The organism is Acinetobacter sp. YH12145 (assembly GCF_013418335.1).
GTDB classification, from domain to species: Bacteria; Pseudomonadota; Gammaproteobacteria; order Pseudomonadales; family Moraxellaceae; genus Acinetobacter; species Acinetobacter amyesii.
Genome location: NZ_VPCE01000018.1, coordinates 1 through 16,303, shown reverse-complemented (window position 1 = coordinate 16,303; position 16,303 = coordinate 1). Strand labels below are relative to the sequence as shown.

Annotated in this window: 14 protein-coding genes and 1 pseudogene; 9 read left to right on the top strand and 6 right to left on the bottom strand. The window is 35.8% G+C overall.

Annotation, left to right across the window (positions count from 1 at the left end):
* Nucleotide 1 precedes the first annotated feature (1 nt).
* From FTU80_RS15115 to FTU80_RS15090, 6 genes are all read right to left on the bottom strand, one after another.
* Nucleotides 2-742 (bottom strand): dienelactone hydrolase family protein, encoded by a 741-nt coding sequence (locus FTU80_RS15115; protein ID WP_180085941.1) that lies wholly within the window; start codon nt 740-742, stop codon nt 2-4.
* 193 nt (nt 743-935) lie between these two features.
* The gene (locus tag FTU80_RS15110) at nt 936-1,628 is read right to left on the bottom strand and encodes an FKBP-type peptidyl-prolyl cis-trans isomerase (protein ID WP_180085939.1); all 693 of its coding nucleotides are present in this window, start codon (nt 1,626-1,628) and stop codon (nt 936-938) included.
* 54 nt (nt 1,629-1,682) lie between these two features.
* Complete coding sequence (locus FTU80_RS15105; protein ID WP_180085937.1) at nt 1,683-2,396, bottom strand: FKBP-type peptidyl-prolyl cis-trans isomerase; 714 nt, start codon at nt 2,394-2,396, stop codon at nt 1,683-1,685.
* Nucleotides 2,397-2,642: 246 nt separating this feature from the next.
* The gene (locus tag FTU80_RS15100) at nt 2,643-4,829 is read right to left on the bottom strand and encodes a polysaccharide biosynthesis tyrosine autokinase (protein WP_180085935.1); all 2,187 of its coding nucleotides are present in this window, start codon (nt 4,827-4,829) and stop codon (nt 2,643-2,645) included.
* Between the two features lie 16 nt (nt 4,830-4,845).
* Nucleotides 4,846-5,274, bottom strand: a complete 429-nt coding sequence (locus tag FTU80_RS15095; RefSeq protein WP_180024801.1) for a low molecular weight protein-tyrosine-phosphatase — start codon at nt 5,272-5,274, stop codon at nt 4,846-4,848.
* A complete protein-coding gene (locus FTU80_RS15090) occupies nt 5,274-6,329 on the bottom strand; it encodes a polysaccharide biosynthesis/export family protein (RefSeq protein WP_180022948.1) in 1,056 nt (351 codons plus the stop codon). The genes FTU80_RS15095 and FTU80_RS15090 overlap by 1 nt, the downstream gene beginning before the upstream one ends.
* Before the next feature lie 418 nt (nt 6,330-6,747).
* Between FTU80_RS15090 and tviB the strand changes: the two genes are divergently transcribed.
* The 9 genes and pseudogenes from tviB to wecB all read left to right on the top strand — a co-directional run.
* Nucleotides 6,748-8,043, top strand: coding sequence for a Vi polysaccharide biosynthesis UDP-N-acetylglucosamine C-6 dehydrogenase TviB (gene tviB, locus FTU80_RS15085; RefSeq protein ID WP_078194117.1), 1,296 nt, complete (start codon nt 6,748-6,750; stop codon nt 8,041-8,043).
* Nucleotides 8,044-8,067: 24 nt separating this feature from the next.
* On the top strand, nt 8,068-9,012 hold the full coding sequence (locus tag FTU80_RS15080) for a Gfo/Idh/MocA family protein (RefSeq protein ID WP_078194090.1): 945 nt from the start codon (nt 8,068-8,070) through the stop codon (nt 9,010-9,012).
* Nucleotides 9,013-9,026: 14 nt separating this feature from the next.
* A complete protein-coding gene (wbpD, locus tag FTU80_RS15075) occupies nt 9,027-9,614 on the top strand; it encodes a UDP-2-acetamido-3-amino-2,3-dideoxy-D-glucuronate N-acetyltransferase (RefSeq protein ID WP_180085933.1) in 588 nt (195 codons plus the stop codon).
* Nucleotides 9,611-10,696 carry a DegT/DnrJ/EryC1/StrS aminotransferase family protein gene (locus FTU80_RS15070; RefSeq protein WP_180085931.1) on the top strand — a complete coding sequence of 362 codons (1,086 nt, stop codon included), beginning with the start codon at nt 9,611-9,613 and terminating at the stop codon, nt 10,694-10,696. Before wbpD ends, FTU80_RS15070 begins: the two co-directional genes overlap by 4 nt.
* 3 nt (nt 10,697-10,699) lie before the next feature.
* Complete coding sequence (locus FTU80_RS15065; protein WP_180085929.1) at nt 10,700-11,974, top strand: oligosaccharide flippase family protein; 1,275 nt, start codon at nt 10,700-10,702, stop codon at nt 11,972-11,974.
* 95 nt (nt 11,975-12,069) lie between these two features.
* Complete coding sequence (locus FTU80_RS15060; protein WP_180085927.1) at nt 12,070-13,302, top strand: O-antigen polymerase; 1,233 nt, start codon at nt 12,070-12,072, stop codon at nt 13,300-13,302.
* 2 nt (nt 13,303-13,304) lie between these two features.
* Nucleotides 13,305-14,408, top strand: a complete 1,104-nt coding sequence (locus tag FTU80_RS15055; RefSeq protein WP_180085925.1) for a hypothetical protein — start codon at nt 13,305-13,307, stop codon at nt 14,406-14,408.
* Nucleotides 14,409-14,418: 10 nt separating this feature from the next.
* On the top strand, nt 14,419-15,477 hold the full coding sequence (locus FTU80_RS15050) for a glycosyltransferase family 4 protein (protein ID WP_180085923.1): 1,059 nt from the start codon (nt 14,419-14,421) through the stop codon (nt 15,475-15,477).
* A gap of 11 nt (nt 15,478-15,488) precedes the next feature.
* Nucleotides 15,489-16,175 (top strand): annotated as a pseudogene (wecB, locus tag FTU80_RS15045) (non-hydrolyzing UDP-N-acetylglucosamine 2-epimerase); the annotation flags it as partial.
* Nucleotides 16,176-16,303: the final 128 nt, after the last annotated feature.

The window sequence follows — 16,303 nt, the reverse complement described above, 5'->3', positions numbered from 1 at the left end:
TTTAAGAACCAAGCTGGCGTGCTAACAAGGCATACATGGCCGCTAAGCTTTGTTGTTCTGCAGTAGCGTTATAAGCCAAATCTACGCCGTTGGCTTTGGCGCGTTCATCCGCCATCGGGTTGCTAAAGCCATGTTTTGCACCTTCAAAAATATTGATTTGATACTTCACTTGGGCAGCATCCATTTCATTTCTAAAGGTCGCAACATCTTCTAAGCTCACCATCGAGTCGAGCTCACCATGTTGCACTAAAATCTCTGCTTGAACTTGTCCTGTTTGTGCAGGAGTCGCTGTAGCAAGTGTTGCATGGAAGGTCACCACAGCTTTTAATGCAGCACCTGAACGAGCTAAATCCAGCACGACTTTTCCGCCATAGCAAAAGCCTATAGCTGCGAGTTTATCTGCATTTACTTCTTTTTGCTGTGCCAAAGTGTTTAATGCAGCAGACGCACGGGTCACAACGGTGTTGGCATGATCAAAAGTCTGCATCATCCATTCATAAGCTTGCTTGGCATCTGTGGTGACTTTTTTATCACCATACATATCCAAAGCGAAAGCAGCATAGCCTTGTTCTGCCAATTCACGTGCACGTTGTTCGGTATATTCATTGCGTCCCCACCATTCAGGTGCAACTAACACACCTGCGATCGCAGTGTCTGACTCTGGAGCAGCAAAATAGCCAAAAAGTTGAGTTCCATCCGCTGCTGTATATTGAATTTCGCGAGTCTTAATTTTAACGGTCATGGTCAAATCCTTATGTGCGGCTACGCAGTTGATGAAGATTTAAAATAAAGGGAAATGAGTTTTTGTGAAATAAATATAAGATATCAATGTGAATTTTAAGTCAAATCAATCAAAAAAATTGTAAAAGAAAATAATGGAACGATGAAATATTGAGGAGCACCGAGATTTGTCGATGCTCCTGAAGGGAGTATTATTATTTCGGGAGAACTTCAATGAGCTCTACATCAAAAATCAGTGTGCTGTTTGGCTCAATGACATCTGCTGAACCAATTTGACCATAGCCCAAATTGGCAGGAATGAAGAAGCGATATTTTGCACCTTCTTTCATCAACTGTAGACCGTCCGTCCAACCCTGAATGACTTGGCTCACTTGGAACATCGCAGGTTGGTTGCGTGCAATTGAACTATCAAAAACAGTGCCATCAATTAAGCGACCTTCATAGTGAACTTTCACTGTTGAATTGGCTTTAGGTGACTTACCTTTGCCAGCTTGAATGACTTGATACTGCAGGCCAGATTTCGTGACCTGAATGCCCGGTTTTTTGGCATTTTCAGCAAGGAAAGCTGCACCAATGGTGGCATTCGCATCCGCTTTTTGTTTCAGTTCAATCAGTTGTTTCGCTTCGGTTTGCTTTTTATATTGAGTTAAGGCGCGGGTCATTTCTTCATTTGTTAGTGACGAAGCTTGACCTTTAGATGCGGCTTTTAAACCTGCAACAAATGCATCAATATCTAAGTCCTTAATAGATTCTGCATTACTGCGTCCCATTAAGTAACCAAAACTATAACCGACTTGTTCTGCAGCACTACTTTTATTACTGACATCTTTGGCAAATACAGTGCTTGAGCAGAGTGCCAAACACAACATACTGATCTGTAATTTCATGACCGAGTCTCAAAATAAAGCAGGAGAGCGAAAAGCTCTCCTGTACCGGTTTTATTATTTAACTTCAATGAGTTCTACATCAAAAATTAAAGTACTGTTCGGTGGAATCGTTCCCGGAACACCTTGAGCACCATAACCTAGGTTTGAAGGAATATACAAAGTGGCTTTGCCACCTTCTTTCATTAACTGTAGACCTTCAGTCCAACCTGGAATCACTTGGTTCAACGGGAATTCAATTGGCTCGCCGCGCTGTACTGAACTATCAAATACCGTGCCATCTACTAACTTACCTGTGTAGTGAACTTTAACAACTGATGTGGCTTGCGGTTGTTTACCTGTACCTTCTTTCGTTGTTAGGTACTGTAAACCAGAAGCAGTGGTTTTAACCCCCGCTTTGCTTTTGTTTTTAGTTAAGAAATTATCGCTGCTACTTTGTGCTTGCTTATTGCTTTCAAGTTGTTTGTTTTGCATTTCTTGCTGGAACTCAGCATATGCTTTTTGTAATTCTTCTTCAGTATATGCAGGTTTTGCACGAGCATGGCCTGCACGAACGCCAGTGACAAAGCTATCAATATCTAATTCTGGAGGTGTTTGATGGGCAACTTCATAACCTAGAGCATAGCTGATTTTAGCGACAGCCGAAGCGTTTGCAGCTGGTTGAGTTGATGTTGCTGATTGCGTAGCAGGTGTTTTAGTTGCATAGTAAACAGGAACAAGTGCGGCACCGCCGAGTAATACAGCGACAGCGATAGGTAGGGCCTTACTCATATATTTTCCCACAATTATTTTATATGTAAAAAGTTGCTGAAATTCTAGCAGACTTTTCCTGTTCAGCGCTTACCTATCTCTATGATCAGGTAAGGTGCAGGAAAGATCATCATAGTCATGTTCCTATTTTTATACTATAACGGTATGAATATATAAAACATTTTTTATACAGAAAGAGGCATGCAACATAAATTTCGCAAATAAAAAAAGCCACCGTATTCGGTGGCTTTTTTACAACGCGCTGAATCAGTCTAGGTCTTTTGAAGCTTTATAACCATAAGAATAGTTATAGCCATAACCATAGCCTGCTGAGCTACGTTGAATGTCGTTTAGAATAATACCATTGACCTTCACACCCACTTGTTCAAAGCGGTTCACGGTTAACTCTAACTCTTTTAACTGAGTTTTCGCATAACGAGCAATCACCAGATTCACGCCAGCAAATTGCGAAATAATGATACCGTCTGTCACCGCAAGTACTGGAGGTGTATCAATGATCACATGATCGAACATCGGTGAAATTAGATCTAAGAATTCTTTAAATTTACCAGAACTTAAAAGCTCAGATGGATTAGAAGGGCTCTTACCGCGAGTAATCACACTTAAATTTGGAATTTCAGTGGTTTTAATGATGCTGTCTAGATCACGCTGACCATTTAAATACTCAGAAAGGCCTGGTTGGTTATCATGATTGAAGTATTTGTTTAAATAACCACGACGTAAATCAGCATCAATAATTAAAACGCGTTTATTACTTTGTGCAAGAATCGTAGCTAAGTTGGTTGAAATAAACGATTTACCAACTTCTGGTGCAGGCCCCGAAATCATGATCAGGTTGTTTTTTGCAGAGGTTAGTGCAAAGTGAATGGCAGTACGCATACTGCGCAGGCTTTCAATTGCAATATCATCGCTATTTTTAACTGCAAGAACTGGAATTGTTTTCTTCTTCTTCAAGAGTTTAATACGGCTTTCTTGAACAGGCGAACGTGGCACAGTGGCATAAACAGGAAGATCAAGGGTGTTCTCAATTTCTGAAGAATCTTTGATTCCTGAGCGTAGCATGTTACGTAGTAGTGCAAGTAATGTACCGAGGAAACCACCGAGAAAAATTGAAAGTATCAAGATTTGTAGTTTTTTTGGTGCAATTGGTTCAATTGGCTCTACAGCAGTATCGACAATACGGACATTGCCAATTTCACCAGCTTTGGCAATACGTAATTGTTGATAAGAGTTAAGTAGAGCAGTGTACAGTTGCTGCTTGACTTCAACTTCACGATAGAGCTGTAAATAACGACGTTGTAAGTCTGGTAATTTTTTTAAGGTGGTATTCAGTTCACCAATTTTGCTATTGATTGCACCCAATTGAGCATTCATTTGTTGCATCACTGGATGCTCACTGGTGTACTTCGCAGAAGCTTCAGCAACTTTTTGCTCTAATTCAGCTTTTTGAGTTTCAAGAGTGACACTTTGAGTTAAATAGAGTTCAGATTCTTTAGTGACATCGACAGTATTAAACTCTTGACGGAATTTGTTAAATTCACGTTCTGCGACATCAAGCTGTTGTTTTAATTCAGGGAGTTGTTCGTCTAGGAATTTTAATGTTTGTGCACTTTCAGCCGAACGTCTTTCAATATTTTGATGGCTGTAGGCTGCTAAAATGGCATTTAAAACTTTTGTAATATGTTCTTTATCTTGGCCTTGATAGTTAAGGCCAAGCACGCCCGTCATTTTACCTTTTTCAGCAACAGAATAATTTGCCAAAATACTGTCAACTGCAGCAGGTAAAGACTGTTTTTGAATTAAATAGTCATCTTTGAATTGATCTTTACTATAAATTGAGATTTCCCAAAGACCTTCTGCTGTACGCAAAGAGCTTTTTTGGTTCAATGGTGCTGTTAAAATTGTTTGTTCAGTCTGGAGGTCAATTAAAGAAAATTTATTATCTTGAAATTGGAGACCAAGGTTCTTGTCACGATATTGTGCAGGAATATCAAATTGGCGTATTTCAAAACTTTTCTCATTATCTTTGAAAATCACTGATTTATTTTTATATTCGGTGGCATATTCATGCGGTGAAAATAAGCGATCAGTGAAAGAGTTTTCAGTACCCGAAATTTTTAAATCTAGATGTAAGTTTTGAATCACGGTGCCTAGAACTAAACGTGATTTAAGAATCTCAATTTCTGCTTGCGCTGGTTGTTTTTGATCAATCATATTAGAGAGATCACCTAATAAGGCAGCAGAAGCCCCTTTATTCTCTTCGACCTGTACTAAAGCATTGACTGCATAAGTGTCGGGAGTGGTTCTAAGATAAAGTAAAGCACAAACAAGACTTAAAATTACACATAGAGCAATTAACTTCCACTGTGCAATCAGAGAGAAAAATAATTCCTTTAAATCAATTGTATCTTCTGTATTGGTATTTTGGCTCATAATCGTACATCAAAAGTTAAATTTGTTTAGTCCAATCTGCAACGCAAGATTGGATCAGTTCTGAGGTCTGGTCAAAAAAAGCTTGATCGTGCTGATATGGGTCAGGCACATTTTTACCTTGCCAATGGCCTAAACGAAAAGTCTTTCCTTTTGCAAATGGCCATGTTTGTTCAATATGCTTTTGTTGATTTGAACTCATGACTAAAATTAAATCTGATTTCTTGATCAGTTCAGCATTTAATTTTTGCGCAATGTGTCCACTCATATCGATGCCAATTTTTTGCATACAGTATTGAGCTTTTTCATCTGCTGGATGTCCAACCATGCCTGAGATTCCCGCTGAATAAATATTCAGATCGGGATGATTCTTTTTCAGAAGATATTCTGCCATAGGACTTCGGCAAATATTACCTACACACACCACCAGAATATTTTTAAATAACATTATTGACCCATTCTGTCGATGTTATAGATCATATTTGAGAAAGGAATCACCTGATTGATCACGCGCTGCCAACGTGCCAAGCCAGATGCATCAACATATACAATATCGTTGCTACGCATTCTGAACTGGTTTGCGAGTCCAAAGTCACCAATACTGGTTAAATCCAAATGATAAATTTCGGTCATCGGACTATTCATATCACTACGTACTACGTAGATTTTACCTCGACTTGCAGAAAGCGAGTTTACCCCAAGACTTTCGCCCAAGACATCACTTAAACTCATTCCTTGATCACGCATTGGTAGGGATTGATTTTTACCAGATTCACCCATTACATAAATTTTCTGATTTTCGCGTGAATTGACATAAATTGTATCGTTAGGCTGTATGAGTAGATTATGTAGTGAATAGCCAGCCTTTTCTAACTGAATGCTATTTAAGTTGTAAGTTTGTCCTTGGCGTACCAAGGTAATAGACGTATTATCGCCAAATTGAGTATTCACACCGCCAGCAAGACCAAGTGCAGTATATACGCTGGTAGGTTGGTCGGTGAGATTAAATTGACCACCTTTCATTACATTACCTTGGACAGAATAACGCTGGCCTTGGTAGGAAAGAACGCGAACAATCACATCTGGAGTTTTTAAATAGCGGGCAAGTTGGCTACGTAACTCCTGATTGACTTTTGTTAGGGATTTTCCGGCAGCTTTATATCGGCCAATAATAGGGAATTGAATATAACCATTTTGGTCGATTTGGTAACCGTTTGATTTTATCGCCTCTTCATTACTAATGGTATTTGTAGGTGGCGTTATTTCCGGATATGCCCATAAATAAATGGATAAAATATCACCAGAATTTAATCGATATTGTTGTTGTTGTTGATTGAAAAGGTGAGCAAAATTTTGTTGATTAATCTGTGCGGGTTGAACGGCTGCTAAATTGTCTTGTGATAATTTGATGACATTTACAGTTGAACCTAGATCTGTTTGGAAAACACCTTCTTTTGGTAAATCATATGTTTGAAGACCTGATGTGATTGCACAACCCGTCATACCTAAACTGAGTGCTAACAAGAAGCTATAACGATAGTAACTCACTCGAAATCCTACTTATAAAAATAATTGAATTGTAAAAAAGGCAATCGCCTGATTTTTAAAATATATAACGCAGCATTTTATACTATGTAAAGTAAACATCCTAGGATTTGCTGTCAAAATGTGTTGCTACAGTGTAATGATTATTGTGTGAAATAAAACACATATTTGTTAATGAATACATAATAAATTCATTTAAGTAATTGGTGTTAAAAATCAAATATTAATATATTGGATAAAAAATAAACGTTGAATTTTGCAGTTATATTTTTTGATTACGAAAAATAATAATTCCCGAAAAATATAAGGGCTATTTCTGCTATATTATGAGGCGTTTTTCACATGATTAAATCATAAATTATAAGGCTCTGGAATGTTGCAACTCTCGGAACTAAAAATAGCAGTAATTGGGTTGGGCTATGTAGGTTTACCTTTAGCTGTTGAATTTGGTAAAAAAAGCCCAGTTGTTGGTTTTGATATCCATCAAAAAAGAATCGATGAATTAAGAAGTGGTCAAGATCACACTTTAGAAGTTTCGCCTGAAGAATTAAAAAAAGCAGAATATTTACAATTTTCAGCTGATTTGGACGATTTAAAAAAATGTAACTTCTTTATTGTGACTGTGCCAACCCCGATTGATGGTGTAAACCGACCAGATCTAACTCCGTTGCGTAAAGCAAGTGAAACGATAGGCAAAGTAATATCTAAGGGCGATGTTGTTGTTTACGAGTCGACGGTTTATCCAGGCGCAACAGAAGAAGTTTGTATTCCGGTTATTGAAAAAATATCAGGGTTAAAATTTAACCAAGATTTTTACGCAGGCTATAGTCCAGAACGTATTAATCCAGGTGATAAAATAAATACACTCACCAAGATCAAAAAAATTACCAGTGGTAGCACACCTGAGATCGCAAATTTAGTTGACGCTGTATATAGCAGTATTATCACAGCAGGCACTCATAAAGCTGCAAGTATTAAAGTCGCAGAGGCAGCTAAAGTGATTGAAAATACGCAGCGTGATTTAAACATTGCGCTAGTAAATGAGTTGTCAGTGATTTTTGATCGTCTAAATATAGATACTATAGATGTATTAGAGGCTGCTGGTAGTAAATGGAACTTCTTACCTTTCCGTCCAGGTTTGGTGGGTGGTCACTGTATTGGCGTTGACCCGTATTATTTGACACATAAGGCCGAAGAAGTGGGATATAACCCACAAGTAATTTTGGCGGGCCGCCGTATTAATGACAACATGGCGCAATATGTTGCTCAATCTACCATTAAACATATGGTTAAAAATGGAATTGATGTTACCACTGCAACTGTCGGTATCTTGGGTGTGACATTTAAAGAAAATTGCCCTGATATTCGTAACAGTAAAATTGCGGATGTCATTGCTGAATTTAAACAGTGGGGCGTAAACGTTGTGGTTTGTGATCCTTGGGCAGATGCAGCAGAAGTCCAGCATGAATATGGTGTTGAATTAGGTCAGGTTGATGCTGAACACCAAGTTGATAGTTTGGTTGTTGCTGTAGGTCATAATGAATTCCGTGATATGTCGGCTTTAGAATTACGTAATTTGGTGAAATCCGAAAAACCTGTCATTGCAGATGTGAAAAGTTTGTTCGATCGCGATCAATTAACTGCTCAAGGTTTTACTGTATTCCGTCTCTAATCTGAAAATTAAGAAGTTTTATAAATGAAAAAATTTGCCCTTATCGGTGCTGCTGGTTATATCGCTCCACGTCACTTAAAAGCGATTAAAGAAACAGGTAACGATTTAGCCGTTGCTATGGATGTAAACGATTCTGTTGGGATTATGGATAGTCATTTCCCAGAGGCAGAATTTTTTACTGAGTTTGAACAGTTTGAAGCCTATGTTGAAGATCAGAAGCTGAAAGGCCAAAAATTAGATTATGTAGCGATTTGTTCACCAAACTATTTACATGCACCTCATATGAAATATGCCCTAAAAAATGGTATTGAGGTGATTTGTGAGAAGCCATTGGTTTTAAATTCAGAAGACTTAAATATGTTAGCTGAATATGAAAAACAGTATGGTGCAAAAGTAAACTCAATTCTTCAATTACGCTTACATCCTTCAATTATTGCTTTACGCGATAAAGTACAAGCTGCGCCTGCAGATAAAGTATTTGATGTCGATTTAACTTATCTGACTTCACGTGGTAAATGGTATTTAAAATCGTGGAAAGGTGTAGATAAAAAATCTGGCGGCGTAGCAACCAATATTGGTGTGCATTTCTATGACATGCTGCATTTCATTTTTGGTGATATCGTTAAAAATGAAGTACATTTTCGTGATGAAAAAACTGCATCAGGCTATTTAGAATATGAACGTGCTCGTGTTCGTTGGTTCTTGTCTATCGATGCAAATAACTTGCCGTCAAATGCTGTAAAAGGTGAAAAGCTAACTTACCGTAGTATTACGATTGAAAATGAAGAATTAGAATTTTCAGGCGGTTTTACAGATTTACATACGCAGAGTTATCAACGTATTTTGGAAGGCAAAGGCTACGGTGTGGAAGAAAACCGAGCGGCAATTGAAACAGTAGAAGTCATTCGTGTTGCTCCTATTGTGGAAAACCCTGCGAATCCACATCCATTATTAGCTAAAGTAAAATAAATCAGGGAATGATTATGAATTTTTATCAACATGAAACAGCGATTGTTGATGAAGGTGCGCAAATAGGAAGCGATTCGCGAGTTTGGCATTTTGTTCACGTATGTGGCGGTGCCAAAATCGGTCAAGGCGTATCTTTAGGACAAAACGTATTCGTTGGCAATAAAGTCGTTATTGGCGACCATTGTAAAGTTCAAAATAACGTGTCGGTATACGATAACGTGACCTTGGAAGAAGGTGTATTTTGCGGACCAAGCATGGTTTTCACCAATGTGTATAACCCACGCTCTTTAATTGAACGTAAAGACCAATATCGTAATACCTTGGTTAAAAAAGGCGCAACACTGGGTGCGAACTGTACGATTGTTTGTGGTGTGACGATTGGTGAATATTCATTTGTTGGTGCAGGTGCGGTAATTAATAAAGACGTACCGGCATATGCATTGATGGTAGGTGTTCCAGCAAAACAAATTGGCTGGATGAGTGAATTTGGTGAGCAGTTAGATTTACCTTTAGAAGGTGAAGCCCAAGTGGCGTGTGAACACACAGGGGCAATTTATCGCTTAAATGGTAAGATTGTGACCAAAGAGCAGGCGGCAGCATGATTGAATTTATTGATTTAAAAGCTCAGCAAGCTCGTTTAAAAGATAAGATTGAAGCGGGTATTCAAAATGTATTAACCCATGGTCAATACATTTTAGGTCCTGAGGTAAAAGAGTTAGAAGAAAAACTTGCTGCTTATGTAGGTGCAAAATACTGTATTACATGTGCAAATGGTACAGATGCCTTGCAAATTGCACAAATGGCGTTTGGTATCGGTCCGGGTGATGAAGTGATTACGCCCGGATTTACCTATATCGCAACAGCTGAAACAGTTGCAATATTGGGTGCGACGCCTGTCTATGTCGATGTTAATCCAAAAACATATAATTTGGATGTTGAACAATTAGAGGCAGCGATAACCCCGCGTACGAAAGCAATTATTCCAGTAAGCTTGTACGGTCAATGCGCTGATTTTGATGCAATCAATGCAATTGCAGCGAAATATAATATTCCTGTTATTGAAGATGCAGCGCAAAGCTTTGGTGCAACCTATAAAGGTCGTAAAAGTTGTAACTTGACTACAGTTGCTTGTACCAGCTTTTTCCCAAGTAAGCCTTTAGGTTGCTATGGGGACGGTGGTGCGATTTTTACCAATGATGATGAACTGGCAAAAGTGATTCGCCAAATTGCACGACATGGTCAAGACCGTCGTTATCATCACATTCGTGTAGGTATGAATAGTCGTTTGGATACATTACAAGCTGCCATTCTTTTGCCAAAACTTGAAATTTTGGATGAAGAAATGCAAGCGCGTCAGCGTGTAGCAGAAACCTATACCAAACTGTTTAATGAAGCGGGTGTTAATACTACACCATATATTGAGGCACATAATCAGAGTGCATGGGCGCAATATACCATTCAAGTTGAAAGTCGTGATGATGTACAACTAAAGTTGAAAGAGCAGGGTATACCAACAGCGGTACATTACCCAATTCCGTTAAATAAGCAGCCAGCAGTAGCCAATGCGAATGTAAACCTACCTGTTGGTGATGCAATTGCTGAACGTGTAATGAGTTTGCCAATGCATCCTTACTTGACTGTAGAGGCTCAAGAGAAGATTGTTGCGGCACTTTTGAGTAAATAAGTTGTGAAAAGCCTTCTTGATAAAGTTAATGCAAAGTTAAATGTGCAAGGGGGCTTTTTAAAAGCAGTATCTGTTTTGGCTGGAGGTACTGCTTTTGCTCAGTTAATTGGTTTTGTGTGTTTACCCATATTAACGCGTTTATATACACCAGAAGACTATTCTGTTTTAGGTGTTTATGTAGCAATAGTGGCTATTTTAGCTGTAATTTCATGCTTAAGATTCGATATAGCCATCCCTATTCCAGAAAATGAAAATGATGGAAAAGCTTTATTGCTCTTGTCTTTTTTGAGTAATACAATTTTTAGCATAATTCTTTATGTAGTACTTTTTATAAGTTATCCATATATCCAACATTATAAAATAATTGATCAGCTATCTTATTGGATTTGGTTAATACCACTTGGTGTATTTGTATCGGGGTTTTATTCTGCTCTACAGTATTGGGCAACACGACATAAACGCTTTAAAGATATTGCCAAAACAAGAATAACACAAGCGATATCAGGAAATACTGCAAGTCTGGCAGGTGGGATGTTATCTGTTGGGTTTGGTGGATTGATTATTGGGCAGCTTTTAAATTTCTCTGGTGGGCTATTTAAGTTAGCTGTGAGTGCCAAAAAGGATTTAGCTGTTGTTAAGAGTAGTCCCTTAAAAACTACATTTGCAAAATATAGCAATTTTCCTAAATATTCGACATTTGAAGCTTTAGCTAACACGAGTGCGATTCAACTCCCTTTGATTATTATTGCAAGCTTTTTGATTGGACCAGAAGTTGGCTATCTCATGCTCGCTATGAAAGTTTTAGGAATTCCTATGGGGCTTATAGGCTCTGCAATGTCACAGGTGTATTTGTCACATGCACCTGCATATCACCAGAAAGGTGAATTATTTGAATATACCAAAAGTATTTTAAGAAAAATATTAAAACTAGTAATATTTCCTTTTTTAATATTATTATTAATTAGCCCTTATATTTTTGGTTATATATTTGGTACACAATGGGCAGATATTGGATATTATATATCTGCTATGATTCCTTGGTATTTTATGCAGATGTTATCGTCACCAGTCTCCATGTCTTTGCATATAATTGAAGAGCAAAAGATAGCTTTGATTTTGCAAATATTTGGTTTTTTTATTCGTGTGATAATTTTGCTGATATTGGCTTTATATTTTAGTAAATATATTTCTGAGTATTATATTTTATCTGGATTTATATTTTATACTGTCTATATGGTAGTTATCTTGGCTTGTTTGAAATATAAAAAGGTGAAATAGAAATAATGTATTTAATTTTTTCTTTAATATGCCTGTTTTTTTCTGCTTACTTTTTTTATAAAGCATCAGGATCACTAAGTCCTAAGAAAATGAATATGATCTCATGGGTTTTTTGGTATTCCCTTGTTATTCAGTCTTTTATTGCCTCTATACTAGTGGTTTATAATATTGATGGTCACTACGGTGTACAAAAAATATATTTTGAAGAGTCTAGAGTTAAAGGGTGGCTTGCTGTTCAATATTGTATGGTTGCATTGCCATTATCTATGTGGGTTACTTTAATTTTCTTTAAGAAAAGAGTCAGTAATAAGGGAGCGTGGAATTCATTTATTAGCAAAAAGTTATCTTCGTGTATAACAACAAACGATCTTGCTTTAAGAAGAGTATTTTATTTATTTAGTATTGTTTGTGTTTTATCTGTTTTTTATTCCTTTTTTAGTGTGGGAATGTATCCATTCCAAGGGTATATATCTGGGGGGAATATTAGTGGTCTAAGACAAAGTGTAACACGAGAGTTTGGTGGAATTGTATATTTAAAAAATATTTTTGGCCTAGCACTAACTCCTATATTGTCATATATATTTTATTGTTATTATCGCTTATACAAAGAAAAAATTGATCTTGTTTTTTTTGTGATTTTATTTTTATCTAGTATAGCAATAGTGTCCTTTGATTATGCTAAATCCCCATTAGCATTTTACCTTTTAGGATTCTTCTTTATAAAAATTTCACTGGGAGATAATATAAACTATATTAAGCTTCTAAAATATTTTATAGCTATTTTAGGATTACTTGTCATATTCTATATTTTGACTGGTTATCAAGATACAGTTATTTCGTTATTTAATTCTTATAACTCTGGTCTTGTTGGTCGGCTAACGATTTCCCAAGCATTTGGAACATATTTAGCTTTTGATTTATATCCTATTGTATATGATCATATAGGCTTTTCTTCACTTACAGATTTGTTCGGTGAGTCAAGAGAACGTATGGCTAGAGAAATTATGCTTAGTGTGAATTCTCAAGGTATATCTGATGGAACTGCAGGTGTTGTAAATACGCTTTTTGTAGCAGAAGCCTGGGCTAATTTTGGTTTAATTGGTGTCATCTTATCTGTAATTTGGGTGGGTTTTTTAATCCAAGTTTTATATTCAAGTATTATATATTCAAGAAAAACCCCAGTTGTTTTGGGTGTGTACGCATACCTAACATGTAAGTTGCCTATTACTGGGGGGTTTAATGATTTTTTTTATAATCCAGTATTATTTATTTCAATAGTACTTATATTCGGTATAGTTCTTTTTGTAAAATTAAGAGTTAATAGATAACTATGAATAATTTAAATATTATTTTCCATTGCCCATTCCCGCTTGATTTAAATGCTAAATCTGCAAGTGGTATTCGGCCTATTAAAATTTTACAAGCTTTTCGTGATTTGGGATGTAATGTAGACTTAGTTACTGGATACTCAAGAGAACGCCGCTTGGCAATAAATGAAATTAAAAGAAAAATAAAAAATGGACATCAGTATAGTTTTGTATACTCTGAGAGTTCCACTATGCCTACTGCCTTAACAGATCCTCATCATTTACCATTAAACCCCTTTTTGGATTTTAATTTTTTTAAATTTTTAAAAAATAATAATATTAAAATAGGTTTGTTTTATCGTGATATACATTGGAAATTTGATCATTATGGTAAAGGGCTTCCATGGTATAAAAAGCAACTTGCATTATTTTTTTATTATTTTGATTTAAAAAAATATAATGAATATATAGATATTTTTTATCTCCCATCTTGGCAGATGGCCAAGTATATAAATTTTATTGATCAAGATAAGATTAATGTTCTTCCTCCTGCTCATGACTTTTATTCATACTCATGTAATACCTTTTTATCTGCACCCTTAAAGCTTTTATATGTAGGCGGTATTGGTGAAGGATATAAACTGCATCATTTATTTCAAGTGTTAAACCTTATAGATAATATTCATCTCACAGTCTGTACAAGGGAAAATGATTGGCTCAAAGTAAAAGAAGAATATGGTGAGTTCTCTAAAAATATCCAAATTGTTCATGAAAACTCAAAAGGTCTCGATATATTGTATGAGCAAGCAGACATATGTGTCTTATTTGTTGAGCCTAAAGACTATTGGGAGTTTGCTGTTCCATTTAAACTATATGAATATATAGGTAGAAATAAACCTATCCTTTGTTGTAGCAATACTTTAGTTGGTGATATTGTATATAACAACAATATTGGATGGGCTATTGATTATAACCTTGAAGCACTTACACTTTTTTTAAAAGGAGTAACATATTCTGAAATTCAAGAGAAGATGATAAATGTGCAGAAAATTAGTAAAAATGAGACTTGGGTTGCTCGAGTGAAAAAAGTTTTAGCAGATTTTCAAGTGGTTAGCTCAATTGTTTAAGGAGTTTTTTGTGAAAAGTATACTAGTTTTGGCTCAATCTTATCCGAGTCCAAATAATGTTTATAGCTTAGCATTTATTCATAGTCGGAATTTAGAGTATATAAAAAATAATATTAAAGTAACAGTATTAAACTTTAGTACAAAGAATAGCTATGAGTATGAAGGTGTTAGTGTAATATCTCCTAAAGTTAGTGTGGATTTTGATCAATTTGATGCAGTAGTTTCCCATGCACCGAACTTGAGAAATCATTTGTTCTTAATATTAAGGAACTATTCAAAAATTAAAAAAATTGTATTTGTCTTTCATGGTCATGAAGTTTTATTTTTAAATAAATATTATCCTGAACCTTATTTATGGGAGAAAAATAATGAATCTCCAATATTAAGGTGGTTATATGATCATATTAAATTAAAAGCAATTAAATACTTTTTAAAAGTAAACAAAGTTTCTCTTATCTATGTGAGCGAATGGATGAAAGAGCAGGCACATAAGTGCTTAAATATCAACTATTTTTCAAAAGAAGCAGTGGTTTATAATCCTATAAACTATTCTTTTTATAATCGACACTATAGCTATAAAAAAACTAATGAATTCTCAGATTTTATTACAATTAGACCATTAAATGGTTCAAAATATGCTGTTGATTTGGTAGTTGCCTTGGCAAAAGTAAATCCAAATTTTACTTTTGATATTTATGGTAAAGGAGATTATTTTTTACATAATAACCTTCCTAAGAATGTACGCCATATTGATAAGTTTGTACCACAAAGTGAGATTCCTAATTTGTTGGATAATTATAGAGGAGCTGTAATGCCAACACGACTCGATGCGCAAGGTGTAATGATGTGTGAAATGGCTAGTTATGGTATTCCAACTATAGTTTCAGATTTAAAAGTATGTCATGAAATGTTAGATGGTTTCTCTAATGTTTACTTTATCCCAAATGATTTTTTCTCAAATAAGGAAATTAATGATTTTAATTTAATGCCTTTGGAAAATTTTGAACAAATTGAAAGATTTAATCCAGAGAAATTAGCTTTGAAAGAACTTAACTTTATTTTGTCATAACTTGTTGTCCTATTATGAAAATTTTATGTGTATTTGGAACGAGACCTGAAGCCATTAAAATGGCTCCTCTAGTATTGCAGTTACAACAAAACGTAAACTTTGATACGAAGGTATGTGTAACTGGGCAACATCGTCAGATGTTAGATCAAGTATTAAATTTATTTGCCTTAAAACCAGATTTTGACCTTAATTTGATGAAGTCACAACAAACCTTATCTGATGTAACTTCAGGGGTTTTAAAGGGTTTAGAGCAAGTGTTTATAAAATGGATGCCTGATCTAATTTTAGTCCATGGCGATACTGCCACTACCTTTGCTGCTTCTTTAGCTGCTTATTACAATAAGATTAAAGTTGGTCATGTTGAAGCAGGATTAAGGACTGGTGATTTATATTCACCTTGGCCCGAAGAGGCGAACCGTAAACTAACAGGTGTTTTGGCTAACTATCATTTTGCACCTACTCAATCATCTTATAATAATCTTATAAAAGAGAATATAGACCCATTACATATTACCGTTACGGGTAATACAGTTATTGATGCATTATTACAAGTTAATGATAAAATTATGAATGATGAAAAATTAGTTGCGGAATATAAGGATCAATTTGAATTTTTGGATAATAATAAAAAATTGATACTAGTAACTGGTCATAGACGTGAAAATTTTGGCCAAGGATTCATAAATATATGTTCAGCATGGCTTTGTTGCACAAAGATTTGAAATGCAAAGCGCCCCTAATTGAGCCAAATTTAAGGCGTAACTTGGGTAAGTGGTCGACCTAATTCCGTAAATCTGTTAAGAACTGCTACACGTGCATGGATCTC

What these genes read in the sequence shown, in the direction of transcription:
- FTU80_RS15055 (WP_180085925.1), top strand. Translation starts at nt 13,305, where the DNA reads ATGAATAATTTAAATATTATTTTCCATTGCCCATTCCCGCTTGATTTA.
- FTU80_RS15080 (WP_078194090.1), top strand. Translation starts at nt 8,068, where the DNA reads ATGAAAAAATTTGCCCTTATCGGTGCTGCTGGTTATATCGCTCCACGT.
- FTU80_RS15090 (WP_180022948.1), bottom strand. Translation starts at nt 6,329, where the DNA reads ATGACGGGTTGTGCAATCACATCAGGTCTTCAAACATATGATTTACCA.
- FTU80_RS15060 (WP_180085927.1), top strand. Translation starts at nt 12,070, where the DNA reads ATGATCTCATGGGTTTTTTGGTATTCCCTTGTTATTCAGTCTTTTATT.
- wbpD (WP_180085933.1), top strand. Translation starts at nt 9,027, where the DNA reads ATGAATTTTTATCAACATGAAACAGCGATTGTTGATGAAGGTGCGCAA.
- FTU80_RS15100 (WP_180085935.1), bottom strand. Translation starts at nt 4,829, where the DNA reads ATGAGCCAAAATACCAATACAGAAGATACAATTGATTTAAAGGAATTA.
- FTU80_RS15095 (WP_180024801.1), bottom strand. Translation starts at nt 5,274, where the DNA reads ATGTTATTTAAAAATATTCTGGTGGTGTGTGTAGGTAATATTTGCCGA.
- FTU80_RS15070 (WP_180085931.1), top strand. Translation starts at nt 9,611, where the DNA reads ATGATTGAATTTATTGATTTAAAAGCTCAGCAAGCTCGTTTAAAAGAT.
- FTU80_RS15105 (WP_180085937.1), bottom strand. Translation starts at nt 2,396, where the DNA reads ATGAGTAAGGCCCTACCTATCGCTGTCGCTGTATTACTCGGCGGTGCC.
- FTU80_RS15110 (WP_180085939.1), bottom strand. Translation starts at nt 1,628, where the DNA reads ATGAAATTACAGATCAGTATGTTGTGTTTGGCACTCTGCTCAAGCACT.
- FTU80_RS15115 (WP_180085941.1), bottom strand. Translation starts at nt 742, where the DNA reads ATGACCGTTAAAATTAAGACTCGCGAAATTCAATATACAGCAGCGGAT.